At 57.0% G+C, this 18,379-nt stretch carries 16 protein-coding genes; 10 read left to right on the forward strand and 6 right to left on the reverse strand.

The window, feature by feature from the left end:
• Window positions 1–44: 44 nt before the first annotated feature.
• The 4 genes from ACXADZ_RS10060 (at window position 45) to ACXADZ_RS10075 (ending at window position 4,033) form a co-directional block, all read left to right on the forward strand.
• Window positions 45–194, forward strand: a complete 150-nt coding sequence (locus ACXADZ_RS10060) for a hypothetical protein (protein WP_475195847.1) — start codon at window positions 45–47, stop codon at window positions 192–194.
• The gene (locus ACXADZ_RS10065) at window positions 184–1,704 is read left to right on the forward strand and encodes a hypothetical protein (protein ID WP_475195850.1); all 1,521 of its coding nucleotides are present in this window, start codon (window positions 184–186) and stop codon (window positions 1,702–1,704) included. Before ACXADZ_RS10060 ends, ACXADZ_RS10065 begins: the two co-directional genes overlap by 11 nt.
• A gap of 2 nt (window positions 1,705–1,706) precedes the next feature.
• The gene (locus ACXADZ_RS10070; RefSeq protein WP_475195854.1) at window positions 1,707–2,663 is read left to right on the forward strand and encodes a site-specific tyrosine recombinase XerD; all 957 of its coding nucleotides are present in this window, start codon (window positions 1,707–1,709) and stop codon (window positions 2,661–2,663) included.
• Between the two features lie 62 nt (window positions 2,664–2,725).
• Complete coding sequence (locus ACXADZ_RS10075; RefSeq protein WP_171182885.1) at window positions 2,726–4,033, forward strand: HlyC/CorC family transporter; 1,308 nt, start codon at window positions 2,726–2,728, stop codon at window positions 4,031–4,033.
• A 52-nt stretch (window positions 4,034–4,085) separates the two neighbouring features.
• Here the strand turns inward: ACXADZ_RS10075 and ACXADZ_RS10080 are convergent, their stop codons facing one another.
• Window positions 4,086–5,654 carry an ABC transporter substrate-binding protein gene (locus ACXADZ_RS10080; protein ID WP_475195857.1) on the reverse strand — a complete coding sequence of 523 codons (1,569 nt, stop codon included), beginning with the start codon at window positions 5,652–5,654 and terminating at the stop codon, window positions 4,086–4,088.
• A 192-nt stretch (window positions 5,655–5,846) separates the two neighbouring features.
• Between ACXADZ_RS10080 and ACXADZ_RS10085 the strand changes: the two genes are divergently transcribed.
• From ACXADZ_RS10085 to ACXADZ_RS10105, 5 genes are all read left to right on the forward strand, one after another.
• Window positions 5,847–8,264, forward strand: a complete 2,418-nt coding sequence (locus ACXADZ_RS10085; protein ID WP_475195859.1) for a GcvT family protein — start codon at window positions 5,847–5,849, stop codon at window positions 8,262–8,264.
• A 31-nt stretch (window positions 8,265–8,295) separates the two neighbouring features.
• Window positions 8,296–8,898, forward strand: coding sequence for a nucleotidyltransferase family protein (locus ACXADZ_RS10090; RefSeq protein WP_475195861.1), 603 nt, complete (start codon window positions 8,296–8,298; stop codon window positions 8,896–8,898).
• 745 nt (window positions 8,899–9,643) lie between these two features.
• Window positions 9,644–11,080 carry a DegQ family serine endoprotease gene (locus ACXADZ_RS10095; RefSeq protein WP_475195863.1) on the forward strand — a complete coding sequence of 479 codons (1,437 nt, stop codon included), beginning with the start codon at window positions 9,644–9,646 and terminating at the stop codon, window positions 11,078–11,080.
• A gap of 180 nt (window positions 11,081–11,260) precedes the next feature.
• The gene (locus tag ACXADZ_RS10100) at window positions 11,261–11,941 is read left to right on the forward strand and encodes a response regulator transcription factor (RefSeq protein WP_475195865.1); all 681 of its coding nucleotides are present in this window, start codon (window positions 11,261–11,263) and stop codon (window positions 11,939–11,941) included.
• Window positions 11,934–13,304 (forward strand): sensor histidine kinase, encoded by a 1,371-nt coding sequence (locus ACXADZ_RS10105; protein WP_475195868.1) that lies wholly within the window; start codon window positions 11,934–11,936, stop codon window positions 13,302–13,304. The genes ACXADZ_RS10100 and ACXADZ_RS10105 overlap by 8 nt, the downstream gene beginning before the upstream one ends.
• Here the strand turns inward: ACXADZ_RS10105 and ACXADZ_RS10110 are convergent.
• From ACXADZ_RS10110 to ACXADZ_RS10120, 3 genes are read right to left on the reverse strand one after another with little or no spacing between them, the layout of a single operon-like run.
• Window positions 13,301–13,768 (reverse strand): CYTH domain-containing protein, encoded by a 468-nt coding sequence (locus tag ACXADZ_RS10110; RefSeq protein ID WP_475195870.1) that lies wholly within the window; start codon window positions 13,766–13,768, stop codon window positions 13,301–13,303. The two genes, ACXADZ_RS10105 and ACXADZ_RS10110, sit on opposite strands and share 4 nt — an antisense overlap.
• On the reverse strand, window positions 13,765–14,520 hold the full coding sequence (locus tag ACXADZ_RS10115; protein ID WP_475195874.1) for a ParA family protein: 756 nt from the start codon (window positions 14,518–14,520) through the stop codon (window positions 13,765–13,767). The genes ACXADZ_RS10110 and ACXADZ_RS10115 overlap by 4 nt, the downstream gene beginning before the upstream one ends.
• A 3-nt stretch (window positions 14,521–14,523) precedes the next feature.
• A complete protein-coding gene (locus ACXADZ_RS10120) occupies window positions 14,524–16,089 on the reverse strand; it encodes a CHAD domain-containing protein (RefSeq protein WP_475195877.1) in 1,566 nt (521 codons plus the stop codon).
• 122 nt (window positions 16,090–16,211) lie between these two features.
• Here ACXADZ_RS10120 and ACXADZ_RS10125 point away from each other — a divergent pair, with 122 nt between their 5' ends.
• The gene (locus ACXADZ_RS10125; RefSeq protein WP_171089595.1) at window positions 16,212–16,559 is read left to right on the forward strand and encodes a TfoX/Sxy family protein; all 348 of its coding nucleotides are present in this window, start codon (window positions 16,212–16,214) and stop codon (window positions 16,557–16,559) included.
• 54 nt (window positions 16,560–16,613) lie between these two features.
• Here ACXADZ_RS10125 and ndk read toward each other — a convergent pair whose 3' ends face one another.
• Together ndk and ACXADZ_RS10135 are read right to left on the reverse strand one after the other, a co-directional pair.
• On the reverse strand, window positions 16,614–17,036 hold the full coding sequence (gene ndk, locus ACXADZ_RS10130; RefSeq protein ID WP_155143779.1) for a nucleoside-diphosphate kinase: 423 nt from the start codon (window positions 17,034–17,036) through the stop codon (window positions 16,614–16,616).
• A 115-nt stretch (window positions 17,037–17,151) separates the two neighbouring features.
• Window positions 17,152–18,354: a multidrug effflux MFS transporter gene (locus ACXADZ_RS10135; RefSeq protein WP_475195881.1), complete on the reverse strand. Its 1,203-nt coding sequence runs from the start codon at window positions 18,352–18,354 to the stop codon at window positions 17,152–17,154.
• Window positions 18,355–18,379: the final 25 nt, after the last annotated feature.

An 18,379-nucleotide genomic window follows, 5' to 3' on the forward strand; every position in this document is an offset into this window, starting at 1 on the left:
AGTTATAACTTGGCCAAAATCAAAAATTGAGGCAGCGTGGCGCCATGGGCCGTCTGATCAAATTCGTGATATATTTTCTTTGCCTGGGTTTCATTGGGCTGGTGGCTTATGCCTATGTCGGGCCGTTCTTCGGCGCGGATTTTTCGGCGCCTCAAAGTGAAATCCGCGAACCGGTCGAACTGGATGTCAACTAAACCGGCGCTTTTCGCCGTCTTTCTGGCAGGAACGGCGCAGGCACAGGACCCTTTGTCGGCCATCGAATGGCTGACAAACCCTCCTGAAAACCTGCCCGGAACTGTTTTGTTGGAACCTCCCGTGACGCAGAACGGCGCGTTGCCGGATATCGAAGTCACCTCATTGGAAGCCTTGTCGCGTCCGCTCGGTCTTGTGTCATCATCTGTGACCGGCCTTCCGATTGATCTTTGGCAAAGCAGTGATCCCAAACGTCTGGCTGACCTGATTGCCAAGACCCCGGTCCGTCACAACCCCGCCATGCAGCGCTTGTTGTTCACGTTGCTTTTGTCAGAAACACGCGCGCCATCCGGGTCAGACGCGCAAGAGTTTTTGCTGTTGGCGCGTCTGGATCGGCTGATGCAACTGGGTGCCGCAGATCCGGCGCAGTCGCTTGTGCAATTGGCTGGGCCGACGGACACGCAAGAGCGGTTTCAACGCTGGTTTGACGCGACATTGCTGACCGGCGATGAAGACCGCAGCTGCACTGCGCTTATTGCTGAACCGCATCTGTCGCGGGACTATGCGGCGCAGATCTTTTGCAAAGCCCGACGCGGGGATTGGGTGTCCGCAGCGCTGACCCTGGAAGCCGCACATGCGCTAGAACTTCTTCCACCAGAAGAATTGGCGGTTCTTGATCGGTTTCTCAGCCCCGAGCTGTACGAAGACGCGGCATATCTGCCGCAGCCCGAGGCCCCCGACCCGCTGAACTTCCGCCTGTTCGAGGCTATCGGAGAACGCCTGCCATCGGCACCTTTACCTCGTGCATTTGCAAACGCAGATCTGCGCGACGTTGCAGGCTGGAAAGCCCAGATTGAAGCCGCAGAACGGCTGACGCGGATTGGCGCTTTGACCCCAAATCAGCTTTTGGGCCTTTACACCGAACGTGATCCCGCCGCATCCGGCGCTGTCTGGGACCGAGTTTCGGCAGTACAACGGTTTGAAAGCGCGTTGGACACGGGCAACGCGGACGCCATCGGAAAAACACTACCTGCTGTTTGGCAACAAATGCGCAGTGTGGGCCTTGAAGTTCCCTTTGCAGAGCTTTTCGCAGAACGCTTGTCGCAGGTTTCCTTACCGGTACCCGCGACTGAAAACCTGCGATGGCGCATCCTGATGTTGTCGGACATGTACGAACGCGCGGCCCTTGCGACACCGGACAGTTCGACCGACACTTTGTTTCTGGCGGCGCTTGCCCAGGGCGATCCTGGCCAGGCCGTATCGCCTTCACCCAAGGCAGATGCCATCGCACAAGGGTTTGAATGGTCGGCACCCGTACCCAGTGATATCGACACACTGATGTCCAACGGTCAGTTGGGCGAGGCCATTTTGGAAGCAATGCAACTGTTTGCCCATGGCGCGCGCGGTAATCTGGTGGATCTGACCGGAGCAATCGCGACCTTTAGAAAGGTGGGGTTAGAGGATACAGCCCGCCGCGCCGCCCTGACGCTGTTGATCCTGCAAGAGCAGTGACCATGAACGGTCCGGCATCTGACGAGCTTTGGATCTCAACCTTCCTGCAAGCACAGGCGGCTGAACTTGGCGCGGCGACAAACACGTTGCTGGCTTATGGTCGTGATTTAAAAGATCTTGCTGCTTGGCTGGAGCACAGAGCGACCGGGTTTGAACAGGCCGACCGTGATCAGATCGAAGCCTACCTGATCGACTGCGATGCGCAGGGATTGTCCCGATCAACGCGTGCAAGGCGCTTGTCGGCCATCAAGCAACTCTATCGGTTTGCTTTTGAGGAAGGTTGGCGCGACGTGAACCCCGCCATTCAAATCAAAGGTCCGGGGCGGCAGAAACGTCTTCCAAAAACTTTGGATGTGTCCGAGGTGGACCGGCTGCTGGACGCCGCACGGCAAACCGGACGCACCCAGGTGGACCGCGTGCGCAACACATGTCTGATGGAATTGCTTTATGCGACCGGCATGCGCGTGACCGAGCTTGTGTCCTTGCCCGTCTCTTCGGCGCGCGGCGATCCGCGTATGCTGCTGGTGCTGGGCAAAGGCGGCAAGGAACGGATGGTGCCCCTGTCCCCACCCGCGCGGGATGCATTGGCCGCTTGGCTGACCGTGCGCGACGACGCCGAAGAGCAGACCGTGGAGAAAGGCGGTCAACGGTCCCGCTTTTTGTTCCCTTCGCGCGGAAAATCGGGCCATCTGACGCGACACAGGTTCTTTCTGCTGGTCAAGGAACTGGCCGTACACGGCGGTGTTTCACCCGAAAAAGTCACGCCACACACATTGCGACATGCCTTTGCCACGCATCTTCTGGCCAATGGCGCTGATCTGCGTTCGATCCAGACCCTGTTGGGTCACGCTGACGTCGCAACAACCGAGATTTACACCCATGTTCTGGACGAACGTCTGGCGGAACTGGTGTTGCAGCATCACCCGCTGAGCAAAGACCCCAAGAAAGACGAAGGCTAAGCCCTTGATCCGGCGGGGTGGCATCCCCATAACGGATGCAGAACTCTAACTCTCAAGGACCAATGGAACCCTCACCTTCTCTGATCGACAGCACTTTCTGGTTTACCTCTGGTGCTATCCTCCTTTTGCTCGTCTTGTCCGGCTTCTTTTCTGGCTCGGAAACAGCGCTTACGGCCTCTTCTCGCGGAAAACTCAGGGCGCAGGCCGACAAAGGATCACGCGGGGCAAAAAAGGCGCTCGAGATCACCGATGACAACGAGCGTCTGATCGGATCGGTTCTACTGGGCAATAACCTGGTCAACATTCTGGCGGCGTCGCTGGCGACTGCACTTTTCACACGACTGTTTGGTGAAAGCGGCGTGGCCTTGGCAACGTTGGTGATGACCTTGCTGGTTTTGATCTTTGCCGAAGTGCTGCCGAAGACCTACGCCATCACCAATTCTGAAAAAGCTGCATCTGCGGTTGCACCAATCATCAGCGTGGTTGTAACGGTGTTTTCGCCGATCGTTGCCGCTGTGCGATTGCTGGTTCGCGGTGTCTTGCGCCTGTTTGGGGTGCAGATCGATCCCGACAGCAACATTCTGGCCGTGCGCGAGGAAATCGCCGGAGCCCTGCAACTTGGCCATTCCGAAGGCGTGGTCGAAAAGGAAGACCGCGACCGAATTCTGGGCGCGCTAGATCTGGGTGACCGCGCGGTGGAAGAGATCATGTTGCACCGCTCGAACATCGAGATGATTGATGCCGACGCCGCACCCGAAGCGATCCTGAAGCAATGTCTGGAAAGCCCACATACGCGCCTGCCCGTCTTTCGGGACGAACCGGAGAACATTGTGGGTGTTGTGCACGCCAAAGACCTGTTCCGCGCCATGTATGCGCAAGCCGGTGGCAGCGATGGCGGCACTGACCGCCTGGCCAGCTTTGATATCGGTAAAGTTGCCAATGACCCCTATTTCGTGCCGGAAACCACCACTCTGGACGACCAGATGCGTGAATTCCTGCGGATGCACAGCCATTTTGCACTGGTGGTTGACGAATACGGATCTTTGCGCGGCCTGATTACGCTGGAAGATATTCTGGAAGAGATCGTAGGCGAAATCGCAGACGAATTTGACATCGAAGAAGAGGTGCCGGTCACCCGTACAGATGATGGTCAGTTCGTTGTGGAAGGTGCTATGACCATCCGCGACGCCAACCGTGCGCTGGACTGGTCCTTGCCGGATGAAGAAGCCAACACACTTGCGGGTTTGGTCATACACGAGGCACAGATGATTCCGGTCGTGGGTCAGGTGTTTTCGTTCCACGGATTCCGGTTCGAGGTCACCGCTCGCGAAGGCAATCGCATCACTGCACTGAAAGTGCGCCCACTTTAAGCCTTAGCGGAAACCGGTGCCCCAAATCCGGGCACCGGTCGTTGTCAAAGCCTTAGGCGAACCAGGTCCGGCTGGCGACGTAACCATCCATCAGGTCGCCGTTCGCATGCGCGGACCAACCTGTCACCTTGTCCGAATACCCATCAATGAACTGGTTGAACATCGGGTTGATCAGACCACCCTCTTCCCAGACGATCCGGGCCATCTGACCGTAGATCTCTTTGCGCTTGCTCTCGTCCAACTCGGCGCGCGCCTTAAGCAGCAGGGCGTCGAACTGTTCGTTCTTGAAGCGGGTATCGTTCCAGTCTGCTGTGGACAGGTAACCGACGGACCACATCTGGTCTTGCACCGGGCGCCCGCCCCAATAGGACGCGCAGAACGGCTTGTTGTTCCACACCTCGGACCAATAGCCATCTGCCGGTTCACCCTGGATCTCCAGCGGGATGCCCGCCTCTTGCGCTGACAGCTGAAACAGCTGCGCGGCGTCGATCGCACCAGCAAATGCCGCGTCTGAGACGTGAAGAACGATGGGTGATCCGTCATGCCCGGATGCCTTGTAATGCTCGGCAGCTTTGGCCAGATCAAACGCACGCTGCTCCATCGCATCGTCGAACAGAGGATAGGCTTCGTTGATCGGAATATCATTGCCGACCGATCCATAGCCGCGCAGCACCTTGTCCACCAGTTCCTCGCGGTTGATGGCGTATTTCAGCGCCAAACGCAGGTCCTTGTTGTCGAAAGGCGCGGTGTCGCAATGCATGACAAAGATGTAATGCCCACGGCCCGACGATGCGTTGAGCGTTACGCCTGGTGCGCGACCAAACAGTTTGGCGGTGCGTGGCGGAACGACGTTGATCGCGTGCGCCTGCCCCGCTTGCAGAGCAGCAGAGCGGGCGGTGTCATCGTTCAGAACCAAAATCTCGTGGCTGTCAAAGTGACCAACGCTTTCATCCCAGTGGTTGGCGAACTTTTCAAATGCGTAACGCACACCCGGTTCATCCGCGACCACCTTATAGGCCCCGGTCGAAATCCCGTCTGCCGGGTTGTCCATGCCGCCGCCCGGCTGCATGATCAGGTGATAATCCGACATCAGATAAGGCAGGTCAGCATTCGGAGTGGTCAGGGTGATCACCACGTTGTCGCCATCGACCCGAATATCCTCGATCCCGCGCATGATCCCCAGCGCACCGGATTGAGCGTCGTCGTTCGAGTGGCGTGCCAACGTCAGTTGAACATCCTCTGGCGTCAGGGTTTTGCCGTTGTGGAACTCTACGCCTTTGCGGATACGGAAGGTCCAGACCTTGCCATCCTCTGTTGCTTCCCAGCTTTCTGCGATGCTTGGGGCAATGCCGCCCTCTGCGGTGACAACGGTCAGCGTGTTGCCAAACGCTCGCAACGCCTTGGCGGTCACATGCGACGCCGACAGGGCAGGATCCAGCGTGTTGGTGCTTTCGCCCCCTTTCAATCCCAGAACAAAATGTCCCCCTTTCTTTGGCGTGTCCGCAAGACCCGCTTCGGCCCAGATCGTGCTGGCCACAGCTGCGCTCAGGCCCAGGGCCGCGGATTTCGCCATGAATTCCCGGCGGCTCAGCGCTTGGGGGTTGAGATCGAATTTACTCATTTCATTTCCTATCTGAGTGTCTCATGAAGGTGCAGTCGCGCGGCGCATAGATTGATTCTGTAACAGGCGCGTGACCGACCTCTGGCGCGTCTATCCCGCCCCGCAAATGACTTCCACGACAAGTTTTGTCGCATTTGGCATTGCGCCCAAGGGCGCGCTGCGCACACTGGCGGAAATCAATCGGAGGTCCCTATGAAATTGCAAACCCGCGTGGTGGTCATCGGCGGCGGTGTCGTCGGCTGTTCCGTTCTGTATCACCTGACCAAACTGGGTTGGTCAGATGTCATGCTGCTGGAACGCTCTGAACTGACCAGCGGGTCGACCTGGCATGCGGCGGGCGGGTTTCACACGCTGAACGGCGACACCAACATGGCCGCGCTTCAGGGCTATACCATCCGGCTGTATAAGGAACTGGAAGAGATCACTGGCATGTCCTGCGGCCTGCACCATGTGGGCGGCGTGACGCTGGCCGACAATCAGGACCGCTTCGACATGCTGTTGGCAGAACGCGCCAAACACCGTTTCATGGGGCTTGAGACGGAAATCGTCGGACCGGACGAGATCAAGAAGATCGCGCCTATCACCAATACCGATGGCATCATCGGCGCGCTGTATGATCCTCTGGACGGGCATCTGGATCCGTCGGGCACCACTCATGCCTATGCCAAGGCCGCTCGCATGGGCGGGGCAACAATCGAAACCCATTGCATGGTACGCGAAACCAACCAACGTCCCGATGGTACTTGGGATGTGGTCACCGACAAGGGCACCATTCACGCCGAGCATGTGGTCAACGCAGGAGGCCTATGGGCGCGTGAAGTGGGCGCGATGGCCGGTGTCTACTTCCCTCTGCACCCGATGGAGCACCAGTATCTGGTCACGGATTCGATCCCGCAGATCGAAGCGATCATTGATGCGGGTGGCGAGCATCCTCATGTGATGGACCCGGCTGGCGAAAGCTACCTTAGACAAGAAGGACGTGGGCTTTGCATCGGGTTCTACGAGCAGCCTTGCAAACCCTGGGCCGTGGACGGCACGCCGTGGGAGTTTGGTCACGAACTGTTGCCTGATGACTATGACAAAATCACCGACAGTATCGAGTTTGCCTACAAACGTTTCCCGGTTCTGGCCGAGGCTGGCGTGAAATCGGTGATCCACGGACCATTCACTTTCGCGCCCGACGGAAATCCGCTGGTCGGGCCTGTTCCAGGCATACGCAACTACTGGTCTGCCTGCGGAGTCATGGCGGGCTTCAGCCAGGGTGGCGGTGTCGGCCTGACGCTGGCGCAATGGATGATCGAGGGAGAGCCAGAACGCGACGTTTTTGCCATGGACGTGGCCCGGTTCGGCGACTGGATCAGCCCCGGTTATACCCGCCCCAAAGTCATCGAGAACTATCAGAAACGCTTCAGCGTCGCCTACCCGAACGAGGAACTGCCAGCTGCGCGCCCGAACCGAACGACGCCGATGTACGACATCTTCAGCGATCTGGGCGCAGTCTGGGGCCAGCAATTTGGGCTCGAGGTCGCCAACTACTTTGCCCAAGGGGATGAGCCGGGTTACGAAACGCCTTCATTCCGTCGTTCAGACGCCTTCGAGGCGACGGGACGCGAAGTGCGTGCCGTGCGTGAGAACGTTGGCATCAACGAGGTCCATAACTTCGGCAAATACCGGATCACAGGACCAGCGGCCCGGGATTGGCTGGACCGGATCATGGCTGGACGTATGCCAAAACCCGGTCGCCTGTCCCTGACACCGATGCTGTCGCCTAAAGGTAAACTGATCGGCGATTTCACCGTGTCGTGCCTGAGCGAAACCGAGTTTCAGTTGACGGCCTCCTATGGCAGCCAGGCGTTCCACATGCGCTGGTTCCTGCAAAATGCGCAGGATGGCGTTTCCATCGAGAACATCAGCGACCGCTTGAACGGGTTTCAGATCGCCGGTCCCAAGGCAACGCAGGTTCTGGCCGCCTGCACCCGAGATGACCTGAGTGATTTCAGGTTTCTTGATGTTCGCCGCATGACCGTTGGCATGACCGAATGCATCGTTCAGCGGGTGAGCTATACCGGCGATCTTGGGTACGAGATCTACTGCGATCCTATGGCCCAGCGGCAACTCTGGTGGACCTTGTGGGAAGCCGGGCAAGCGCATGACATGGTGCCTTTTGGGATGCGTGCAATGATGAGCCTGAGGCTGGACAAGTTTTTCGGCTCGTGGATGCGAGAATTCTCGCCCGACTACACCGCTGCGGAAACTGGGCTGGACCGCTTTATCTCATTCCGAAAGAACAGCGACTTTATCGGCCGCGCCGTTGCCGAGGCAGAACGTGCTGACGGAACCGCCCGCACAATGGTCGCCTTCGAAGTCGATGCAGACGACGCAGACGTGAATGCTTATGAGCCGATTTGGCTGGACGGTACTGTGGTCGGTTTCTGTACATCGGGCGGGTACTCTCACTTCGCACAGAAATCCATTGCGATGGGTTTCTTACCTTCTGGCCGCGTATCCGATGGATTAGAGGTCGAAATCGAAATCCTTGGGCAGATGTGCAAGGCAAAAGTTCTCTCAACGCCTTTGTTTGACCCGGACGGTGCACGCATGAGGGGATGACACTCCGGTTGACCGGCGGCATTGTGACGGCATGACTGAGATTCCCATCATCCTGCTGGCCGCCGGTCAATCCAGCCGCATGGGCGGCGTGGACAAGTTGATGCAAATGATTGACGGGGTCCCCTTGTTGACGCGATCAGCGCGCAGCGCGCAGGCTGTCGGCCCCGTGCTTGCTGCCCTGCCCCCAAAACCACACTCCAGATATGACGCGCTGAGTGGTTTGGATGTTCAAACAGTACCTGTTCCCGACGCCGCAGAAGGCATGAATGCAAGCCTGCGCGCTGCGATGCGACGGGTTTCGCCTGACGCCCCGGCAGTGATGGTCTTATTGGCCGATCTGCCGGATCTTTCCAGTGCCGATTTGGCTGCGGTTGTGAACGCACGCAAAACCCACCCCGACAACCTTGTTTGGCGCGGTGCCACTGCGCAGGGCAAACCCGGTCATCCGGTGATCTTTGACCGAAGCCTTTTTCGCCAACTCTCAGATTTGCAGGGCGATGACGGTGCTCAACAAGTGGTGCGAGCTCATCAAGGCAAAGTACATCTGCACCGCTTGCCAGACCGAAATGCTCTGCTGGACCTGGATACGCCCGATGACTGGAACGCTTGGCTCAAAAATCGGCGCCTAAAATAAACACGGCCCGGTCTTGAAGACCGGGCCGGTGCCCAAAACAGGACTACCACTTTTCTCAATCCCAAAAGCCTGGTCAGCTTGCCTTCACGACAACCCGACTACATAGCAGCCAAACCTAAACAAGACCCCCTCGTTAACACGCCGCTAAAACTCTCGGTGACTGAGTGAACCAGCAGCGCCCCCTAGCGCTTTTGGCTCCCCCTTACTTGGGCATGTTCATCCTCACTGATCTGAACACGCGAAACAACGTAAAATTGGAAGGTATGGTTAACTTAGCTCAACTTTGAATGGTTTTTGAGCAACAACGCCCCACGGGTCAATCAACCTATAGGGGATCGAAAGATTGTACACGCGGTAACGATTCGAGGTTATGCACAAACTTATTCGTGCTTACACCTCGCTCACGTCAAAGTTTTCACGTCAAGTCCAGCCAAACGCCAACCTGAGCACAACCATTGAGGGAGCTGTATTTTTTCCCATCCTGTCGACGGATCATTGTCAACAAAACAAAAATAATTCAATGCTTTTGAAAGTTTGACGTCGATTTCAGCAACAATCCTCCGATTCGCACGCCGACAACCCGGTAATTTTAGCGAATCCCGTACTGACGTCGGCCGTCACAGAACACTGGGTTTGTGGCAAAATTAAGATTTCTTCACATATCCCTAAGGAAAGACCAATCCTGCCGGTCCATCTCTTGTTTCAACGCGCAGTCGCACCTGCGCGACACATACAGGAGACAGAAATGAGCATCCGCAAATCATCGCTATTACTTCCCCGGACCTCCAACTGGATGGGCATCAGTGCCTTGGGCGCAGCCATGCTGGCAACAACTGCCATTCCATCCATGGCGGACGAGGCATTGGCAGATCTGGTCGAAACCGTTTCACCTTCGGTGGTGACCATCATCGCGGAACAAGAAATCGTACCCGGTGCGACACCCGGGCAAAACTTTGACTTCGACGGGCATCCGTTTGGCGAATTCTTCAAACGCTTTGGCGCGCCCGAAGGCTTCAACGCCCCCCAGCAAGGTCCAGCACAGGGTTTGGGCTCGGGCTTTGTTCTGGATGAAGCGGGATACATTGTCACTAATCACCATGTCGTGGAAAACGCTTCAACCGTGACCGTGCGGCTGAACGATGACCGCACCTTTGAGGCCGAAGTGATCGGAACAGACCCACTGACCGACATCGCCGTTTTGAAAATCGATGCAGACACCGCACTTCAGGCCGTTGAGATGGGCGACAGCGATGTCATCCGCGTCGGCGAAGATGTTGTGGCCATCGGTAACCCGTTTGGTCTGAGTTCAACCGTAACCACCGGTATCGTCTCGGCAAAGGGTCGCAACATTTCAGAAGGCCCCTACGCAGAGTTCATTCAGACGGACGCGGCCATCAACAAGGGCAATTCAGGTGGACCCCTGTTCAACATGGATGGTGAGGTTATTGGCGTGAATTCAGCCATTTATTCACCCAGCGGTGGGTCGGTGGGCCTGGGCTTTGCCGTGACGTCGAACATCGTAGAACATATCACCGCCGATTTGCGTGACGATGGCCAGGTCAGCCGCGGCTGGCTGGGTGTTTCGATCCAAAACGTCAGCCCGCAACTCGCGGCAGCCCTGGGGATCGATGCGTCATCCGGTGCACTAGTGTCTGATGTGGTTGCCGACAGCCCAGCGGATGGCGTTCTGAAACAGGGCGATGTGATCCTGTCCTTCAATGACGAAGCCGTCGATTCCAGCAGTGATTTGCCCATTCTGGTCGGCACAACCAAAGTTGGTACTGACAGTACTTTGAAAGTCTTGCGTGACGGTAAAGAGGAAACGCTGACTTTGACCGTTGGCCAACACCAGACGGCGTCTGCTCAGGCCGATGCGCCGGTCGAAGCTGAAGTTGCAGGCACGACGCTGGGCGTCACAGTCGCCCCGCTGACCGAGACGGTACGCGCCGAGACCGGTGTGGCCGAGACGGTCGAAGGCGTTGTGGTCACAGACCTGAAACCGGACAGCCCAGCCGCAAAGGCCGGTCTGCAGCGTGGTGACGTCATCGTCAAACTTGGCAACCAGGATACGATCACGCCTGACGCCTTGAAGGCTGCACTGGACAGCGAAAAAACCGATCCGGCGTTGGTGCTGATCAATCGCGGTGGCAGCCAGATCTTCGTCGCGGTTGAACTGGCCTAACCTTGAACACGCGCGCGCCGCTTGATGGGGATTTTCGGCGCGCGCCTCACCCGGCGGAACAGAGTTGTCCACTATCCGCCGGGCTTGCCGGGTGCATGCCCAGCACCCGGCAAGATCCCCCGAATTCAATGTGCATCACCTGAAAATTGTGTTTAAATCCCGATAGAAAGGAGCCCGACCATGAGCCGCCGTCTGTTGATCGTGGAAGATGACGCTGACACTAGGGACTTCATCGCCAAAGGCTTCGGCGAAGAAGGCTACGTGGTTGAAACCGCAGAAGATGGTCGCGAAGGGTTGTATCACGCCACAGATGGAGGGTTCGACGCCATTGTACTGGACCGGATGCTGCCAGGCTTGGATGGGCTGTCCTTGATCAAATCTCTTCGCGCAGCTGGGCTGAAAACACCGGTTCTGATGCTGACCGCCATGAGCGCGGTGGACGAACGGGTCAAGGGTCTGCGCTCGGGCGCGGACGACTATCTGGTCAAGCCGTTCTCCTTTCAGGAGTTACATGCCCAAATCGAAGCTCTGCTGAGACGTCCGCAGGAATCCGAAGAAACGCCAACGCTCACCTGCAAAGACCTTGAGATGGATCTGTTGACCCGAAAAGTCACCCGCGACGGGCACGAGATTACGCTCACCCCACGTGAGTTCCAGATCCTGGAGTTTTTTCTGCGTCGCAAGAACCGCGTGGTGTCGCGCACTATGCTGCTGGAAGGCGTTTGGGACTATCATTTCGATCCAAACACCAATGTTGTCGACGTCCATATTTCAAAGCTGCGTCGACAATTGGATGAAGGCGGCGATACCCCGTTGATTGAAACCGTTCGCGGTGCGGGTTACATGATGTCTGATGGATAACCTGCGGCTTTCCCTGAACAATTCCAGAACAAGGCTGGTCGCGACCAGCATGTTTCTCAGCACCTTTTTGACTGCTTCGGTGCTGGCTGTGGTGTACGTCACCGCAAACCGAAGCATTGAATCCGAGACACGCTCGGTCGTCTCTGCCGAGTTGACGGGATTGGCGGATGAATATGAACGGCGAGGTCTGCTTGGGCTGATCACCGCAATTGAGCGTCGCCTGCCAAGCGCTTCTGAACGTGACGCGCTTTACCTTTTGACGGATCGGATGGGCGTCAAGCTGGTCGGCAATCTGAAATCCTGGCCCGTGAATGTGGCAGCGGGCAGCGGTTGGGTCGATCTGGAGCTTCGCCGCGCCGACAATGACCAGCTTGTCCCGGTTTCTGCCGCCTCAATCCGCCTGCCGGGCGGCGAACGTCTGCTGGTTGGGCGCGATGCCGCCACACGTCAGCAGTTTGATCGCGTCCTGTTCAGGTCGGTCGCATTGGCACTGGGGATCGCCTTTGTGCTGAGCGTGATCACCGGCTGGCTGTTCACGCGTCTGGTCTTTGCACGCCTTTCGGACATAGCCAGCACGGCCGAAAACATCGTGTCTGGCGATCTATCCAAAAGAATGCCTTTGCGCGGAACCGGCGACGAATTTGACCAGGTCTCGGGCACGTTGAACAACATGCTGGACCGGATCGAAGAATTGATCAGCAACCTGCGCACCACGTCGAATTCCATAGCGCATGACCTGCGATCTCCGCTCTCGCGCTTGCGCCAGCGTGTCGAGGCCCTGTCAGAACCGGGCAAAACCGATCTGGACCGAGAAGTCGATGTCGCCCGTGCAACGGCTGAAATAGACCACGTGCTGCGCGTGCTGGCACAACTGACCGAGATTTCGCGCGCCGAAGCCGGGCTTGGGCGCGAACAGTTTGAAACCATCGACTTGCAGCAATTGGTCGGTGATGTGGTTGAACTATACGACCCTGTTGCCGCTGATCAGGGTATTTCACTGGACGTCACTGGCTCTGCCCCCTCGATCGAAGGGCACCGCCCGCTTCTGTCTCAGGCCCTGTCCAACCTGCTGGAAAACGCGATGCGATATGCGCCTGCGGATTCGACCATCACGATTTCGCTGGATGCCGAAAACGGTTTTGCCTGTCTGCATGTTCGTGACCAGGGCCCGGGCGTCCCACCCGAAGAACTGGATCGCCTGCAGTTGCCTTTTGTAACTCTTGACCCTGCACGGACGGAGCGCAACGCCGGGCTGGGACTGGCATTGGTCGCGGCGATTTCGCATATGCATGGCGGCAGGTTTGCAGCCCAAAACTGTTATCCTGGGCTACAGGCGACTATCTATCTGGCCCAGAACCCCTAAACAGGGATACCTTCTGTCGCCATTGTCTTGTTTTTATAGCGTTTGTCTTCTGTCACATCCGCCCCGAACCAATCCGGTAGGACAAAAGCCGCGGCATCTTCTTCCGAGTCGAATTCCACTTCAACCAGACGCAAAGACGCCAGATCGCCCGAAAAGATATCCAGCTCGAACATGAGCCCATCCGGCAATTGTCCGGTGTACCGCTCTTTCTCGACACGGCGACCTTCGGTTTCGGGCCAGAACGTTTCAAACTGTTCGTCCGTAATCTGTGCCTCACGCTCAACACGGACCAAGCCACCGCCACCTTTCAAAGTCAGAAAAAAAGCATCGTTCTTCTGCCTCAACCGCAATTCGGTCGAGTCATCAGGCGCCGTCAAGTATCCCTGTCGCACAACGGCTTTCTGCGTACTACTCAGGTCCGGCAAGGTAGCCACCAGAAACTTGCGTTCGATTTCCTTGCTCATTGGGTTGAAACCACTCCGTTTTCCAATTCCTCGAACAACGCCCGGTAGGATGCACAGGCCACGCTGCGCCCGGCATAGGTGCTGACCGGGGCGCGGTGCTGACCCATCTTTTCGATGTCCGCCGCAAAAGGCACCGTCGTCTGCAAAAACCGTTTAGGATACAGCTTGCGCATCGATACCATCGTTTCCTGATGTAGCACCTTCCGCTGCTGGACCATCGAAAAGAACGCCCTCAGCTTTTTCTTTCGCAGCCTGTGTTCATCAAAAAAGCTTACCAACTGGTCGAATGTGCGTTCAGACAGCGTTGTGGGAATAACCGGCACGACGATTTCGTCCGCCGCCTTGAAGATGTTTTCGGACAGGGTCGAAAAGTTCGGCGGGCAATCCAGAATGATCACGTCATAGTCACTGCCAGCCGAAACCAGTGCCTTTTTCAGGCGCGAGCGCTTGTTCCGCATCCGGGACAGGAAGACATCGAAATCACGGAAAGTCAGGTTTGCAGGCAGCACGTCCAAACCTTCAAAATCGCTGGCACGGATTGCCTTGGTAAACCGATCCACATCCTCAAAAAACCGCGCATCCGTCAGTTTCTTCGATGGCTTCACGCGAAAATAAAAACCCGACGCGCCCTGAGGGTCGAGATCACACAGCAAAACCTGCTTCCCCGCCTGCGCATAGGCATATGCCAGATTCACCGAGGTTGCGGTTTTGCCGACGCCGCCCTTGTTGCTGTAGCAGGCAATGATCTTCATCCCTTACTCCTCATTCTGGTGAAACAAACTGCGGAACAGATGCTGGGTTTCAGGGCTGTCAAAGTGCTGGAAACTGGTAATGACACGGCTGCGCTCGAATTTTTGGCGTTGATCCAGCACAGAAATCAACCCTCCCACGGCTAAACCGATCTGTGCATCCACGCGACCCTGCGCGTTGCTTTGCTGCGAGACAAATGTCAGCAACGCCTCTTGTTGCACGGAATAATCATTGAACAGGCCCAGGTTATCTTGCAGCTTTTTCAGAGGCTTGAGGATTTTTTTGAATGCCTTTGCGTCAAAGAGCGGGGCAAAGAACTCCATCAAATAGCGCAGTTTTTTACAGTCGATACGCAGGTCGTGGACCGTCTCATCTGGAGTGTCATCAGTAATATTGCGCGCGATTTTGCATACCTTGCGATAGCGTTTCCAGATCAGCGCACAGGCATAATCATAAGCGCCCCGGTCCGAATTTGGCCCGGGTTGCAAATGGGCGGTGCCGTCAAACTTTTCGATCAGCCGGTTCATCGAGGCGTCGTAGTCACGGCTGCGCAATCTGCGAGACAAGCGCGACAATTCCTGTTTGCGCTCTTTCTGAAACTGGTCAAACATCGCCCGCAAGCCCAAATGTAGATTGGCCGGTATAAGGCTGAAATACATATCTTTTTCCAAAAGATATACATCCAGATCGCGCAGCCGCCCGGTTGGTGCCATAAGGTCCGAAAAAACGCGTTTCAGATCGGCGGTCTGATCTTCGGAAAACACCCCTTTGAACAGGCTGACCACAGACCGGATTTTACGCAACGACACACGGTAATCGTGCAGAAACTCTGTATCAATATCGGCGACTATGCCCTCTTCGTTTTGCCGGGCAACCTTCAGATAGGTGTGGATAATATCTGTCGCCACTTCGAGCGAAGGTTCCGTTTTCCCAAGCGCGATCTCGGGCTTGGCCCGGTAGGTCACCAAGCCCGGAAACAGACCCGCATACAACGCTTCAACGTCCTGTGCGCAGCCCGGCAGTTCAACGATTGAAGAACAGACCTTTTCATAGGCACGCTCGTAACCGCGCAATCCGTGCAATCGAACAACCGTAGCCCGCCCCGAGGTTGACCTCATAGACCAGATCACCCCTCTGACCTGGGTCTTTTGCAGCTCATCCAGCACGACAAAAGACTTCTCTTCCAGCTTACCAACCCCGATCTGCATCAGGGCCCTGAGCTTTGGAAAATCCTGCAACGCTGCCCGCACTTCACCGTCAGGCAGGTGCTGAACAAATCGCCCATTACCCATGCCGTTCTGGGACAACGGGCGTTGGCCTTTTTGTAGCAAGTGCAATGCCGCACCGCTTTCGATCAGCACTCGACCCGCTGCGCGCTGGGTCTGATCATGGCAATCCAACAGCGAAAAAGGCTTGCTTGTGCCTTTTGGCTCAATCACCAAAGTTAAACCCGTCAAAGAAGCTTCAAGAGCTTTCGTGTCCATCAGCGAGGACAGAAAGAACAGGGCTTCAGGAGGCACAGTCATTCCCCCTTCTGCCGATCCTTCCTTGGTCTTTTTGTGTTCAAACACTCGACCCTCCGCGAAAGCCTCGCCTCATGCAAACGCAAGCTTGAGAAAACATCAAGACATTCCGTTTTGACCAAACGTAATCCTCGGGTGACAGGGCTGAGGGATGAACGTAAAACGAACGAATGAGCGACCCTGTTTCATCGATCCGAAACCTTGGCCCGGCTTTCGAACAAGCCTGCGCCCGTGCAGGTATTCATTCGGCGGAAGAATTGCGAGAGCTGGGGCCAGACGAGGCTTATGCCCGCCTTTTACGCGCCGGAACCAAGGCCCATTTTATCGGCTACTACGTTCTGGTGATGGGGTTGCAGGGCCGTCCATGGAACGACTGCAAGGGCGAAGAAAAGAAAGCCCTACGGCAGCGCTTTGACGCGATAAAAGCAGGCAACAGTGCCGCGCCGGAAAATAAGATGATCGCCGATCTGGATGCCATTGGCGTGCGCGTTGCACCACAAGATCTAAAGCAAGTCTGAACAAAAAAGGCCGCCCCAAGCGGAGCGGCCCAATACGTTGGCAGAAGCGGTGGCTTAGCCGACCAGTTCGATGCCCGAGAAGAAGTACGCGATCTCTACCGCTGCGGTTTCAGGTGCGTCCGAACCGTGGACCGAGTTTTCGCCAACCGACTCGGCAAACTCGGCGCGGATGGTGCCAGCCGCCGCGTCTGCAGGGTTGGTTGCACCCATGACTTCGCGGTTCTTTGCAATGGCGCCTTCGCCTTCCAGAACCTGAACAACAACCGGAGCCGACGACATGAATTCGCACAGTTCGTCATAGAACGGACGCTCGGCGTGCACTTCGTAGAACTTGCCAGCTTGCTCTTTGGTCATGTGGATGCGCTTTTGCGCGACGATGCGCAGGCCGGCCTCTTCGAACTTGGCGTTGATTTTGCCAGTCAGGTTGCGGCGGGTTGCATCGGGTTTGATGATCGAGAATGTGCGTTCCAGTGCCATGTCGGCCTCTCCTTACAATGTGGCGCGGGGCCCGCGCCGAAATCCATCGCGCGCCGCGTATCACGGTCTTTGGCTTATGAAAAGTGTTATGATAGCCCATTCGCCGCTTTGGCGTTCAGAATGTGTCCGGCAACGGGTCGATCCGGTCCAGATGGCGAACATACAGCACTGCAAGCAACCCGGCAAAGCTGCATGCCCACATCATGCCCAGAACCAGAAACGGCCCATTTTCGGGGCTGACAAATGCACCCGTCATCGAGGTCAGGATTGCACCCAGCGCCACCACCATCGCACCAGACAACCCTGCTGCGCTGCCTGCCAGCCTGGGGCGCACGGACATGACGCCTGCCGCGGCATTGGCGTTGGTCAACCCGTTGCCGAACCCCACACATATGGCCGAGCCGAAGAACACCCAAACCGACCCAAGGCCAGCAAGAAACAGCAGCAATCCGAGGAATGGCCCGGTCGAGGCCACAATCCGTCCGATCAGGATCATCGTGGTCAGACGTGTCCGCGCGGCGATCCGGCCAGTGACGAAGTTACCCACCATGAACCCGCCGGTAATAATCCCTATGCCAAGGCCCAACATCGCAGGGCTCAGATCGAACCAAGCGGCGGCGACCAGTGGCGCGCCGGTGATGAAGCTGTAGAACCCGCCAATCGAAAACGACGCGCACAGGGCGTAACCCCAGAACCTGCGGGCGCGAAACAGATCCGGGTATTCGCGCAGTTGGGCTGAAAAGGTGGACGAGCGGTTCATGTTGGTCTCGCCCATGTCAAACCAAAGCAAAACCAACAGCCCTGCCCCCAGCATAGTGTAAAGCACAAACCCCGAGCGCCAGCCAAAGAGCATATCCAGCCCGCCGCCCAGCATCGGCCCAAGCATCGGCGCCAAAGCCATGGCCATCGCTACATACCCCAGTTTGCTGGCCGCCTCGTTCGGTGGATACCGGTCTCTGATCGATGCGCTGGACAGAACCGACCCGGCCACCACTGCGGCCTGCAAAAGACGGAAACCCAGAAACACCCAGATCGACTCGGCCAGTGTGCAACCGATTGAGGCGACGACGAAGATCGTCATGCACATCAACAGGATCGGCCTGCGCCCGAAGCGATCAGACAGCGGCCCCATGATCAGTTGCAGCACGGCTGAAACCGCCAGATAACCGGCAACCGACAGGTTCATCAGGCCGTAATCTACGCCGAAATCTTCGCTCATATGGGCCAGCGACGGCAGGAACATGTTCAGCGACAACACCGACAACGCAGTGGCAAAGATCAGCGTGATCAGATGAGGGGGCGTTTGGGCCGCGCGCATGGAAAAAACCGTTCAGAAAAGCAAA

It is taken from the genome of Ruegeria sp. ABM4_193, from assembly GCF_056158705.1.

What these genes read in the sequence shown, in the direction of transcription:
- ACXADZ_RS10125 (WP_171089595.1), top strand. Translation starts at nt 16,212, where the DNA reads ATGAGCGACCCTGTTTCATCGATCCGAAACCTTGGCCCGGCTTTCGAA.
- ACXADZ_RS10090 (WP_475195861.1), top strand. Translation starts at nt 8,296, where the DNA reads ATGACTGAGATTCCCATCATCCTGCTGGCCGCCGGTCAATCCAGCCGC.
- ACXADZ_RS10070 (WP_475195854.1), top strand. Translation starts at nt 1,707, where the DNA reads ATGAACGGTCCGGCATCTGACGAGCTTTGGATCTCAACCTTCCTGCAA.
- ndk (WP_155143779.1), bottom strand. Translation starts at nt 17,036, where the DNA reads ATGGCACTGGAACGCACATTCTCGATCATCAAACCCGATGCAACCCGC.
- ACXADZ_RS10085 (WP_475195859.1), top strand. Translation starts at nt 5,847, where the DNA reads ATGAAATTGCAAACCCGCGTGGTGGTCATCGGCGGCGGTGTCGTCGGC.
- ACXADZ_RS10110 (WP_475195870.1), bottom strand. Translation starts at nt 13,768, where the DNA reads ATGAGCAAGGAAATCGAACGCAAGTTTCTGGTGGCTACCTTGCCGGAC.
- ACXADZ_RS10100 (WP_475195865.1), top strand. Translation starts at nt 11,261, where the DNA reads ATGAGCCGCCGTCTGTTGATCGTGGAAGATGACGCTGACACTAGGGAC.
- ACXADZ_RS10080 (WP_475195857.1), bottom strand. Translation starts at nt 5,654, where the DNA reads ATGAGTAAATTCGATCTCAACCCCCAAGCGCTGAGCCGCCGGGAATTC.
- ACXADZ_RS10095 (WP_475195863.1), top strand. Translation starts at nt 9,644, where the DNA reads ATGAGCATCCGCAAATCATCGCTATTACTTCCCCGGACCTCCAACTGG.
- ACXADZ_RS10115 (WP_475195874.1), bottom strand. Translation starts at nt 14,520, where the DNA reads ATGAAGATCATTGCCTGCTACAGCAACAAGGGCGGCGTCGGCAAAACC.
- ACXADZ_RS10135 (WP_475195881.1), bottom strand. Translation starts at nt 18,354, where the DNA reads ATGCGCGCGGCCCAAACGCCCCCTCATCTGATCACGCTGATCTTTGCC.
- ACXADZ_RS10065 (WP_475195850.1), top strand. Translation starts at nt 184, where the DNA reads ATGTCAACTAAACCGGCGCTTTTCGCCGTCTTTCTGGCAGGAACGGCG.
- ACXADZ_RS10105 (WP_475195868.1), top strand. Translation starts at nt 11,934, where the DNA reads ATGGATAACCTGCGGCTTTCCCTGAACAATTCCAGAACAAGGCTGGTC.
- ACXADZ_RS10075 (WP_171182885.1), top strand. Translation starts at nt 2,726, where the DNA reads ATGGAACCCTCACCTTCTCTGATCGACAGCACTTTCTGGTTTACCTCT.
- ACXADZ_RS10060 (WP_475195847.1), top strand. Translation starts at nt 45, where the DNA reads ATGGGCCGTCTGATCAAATTCGTGATATATTTTCTTTGCCTGGGTTTC.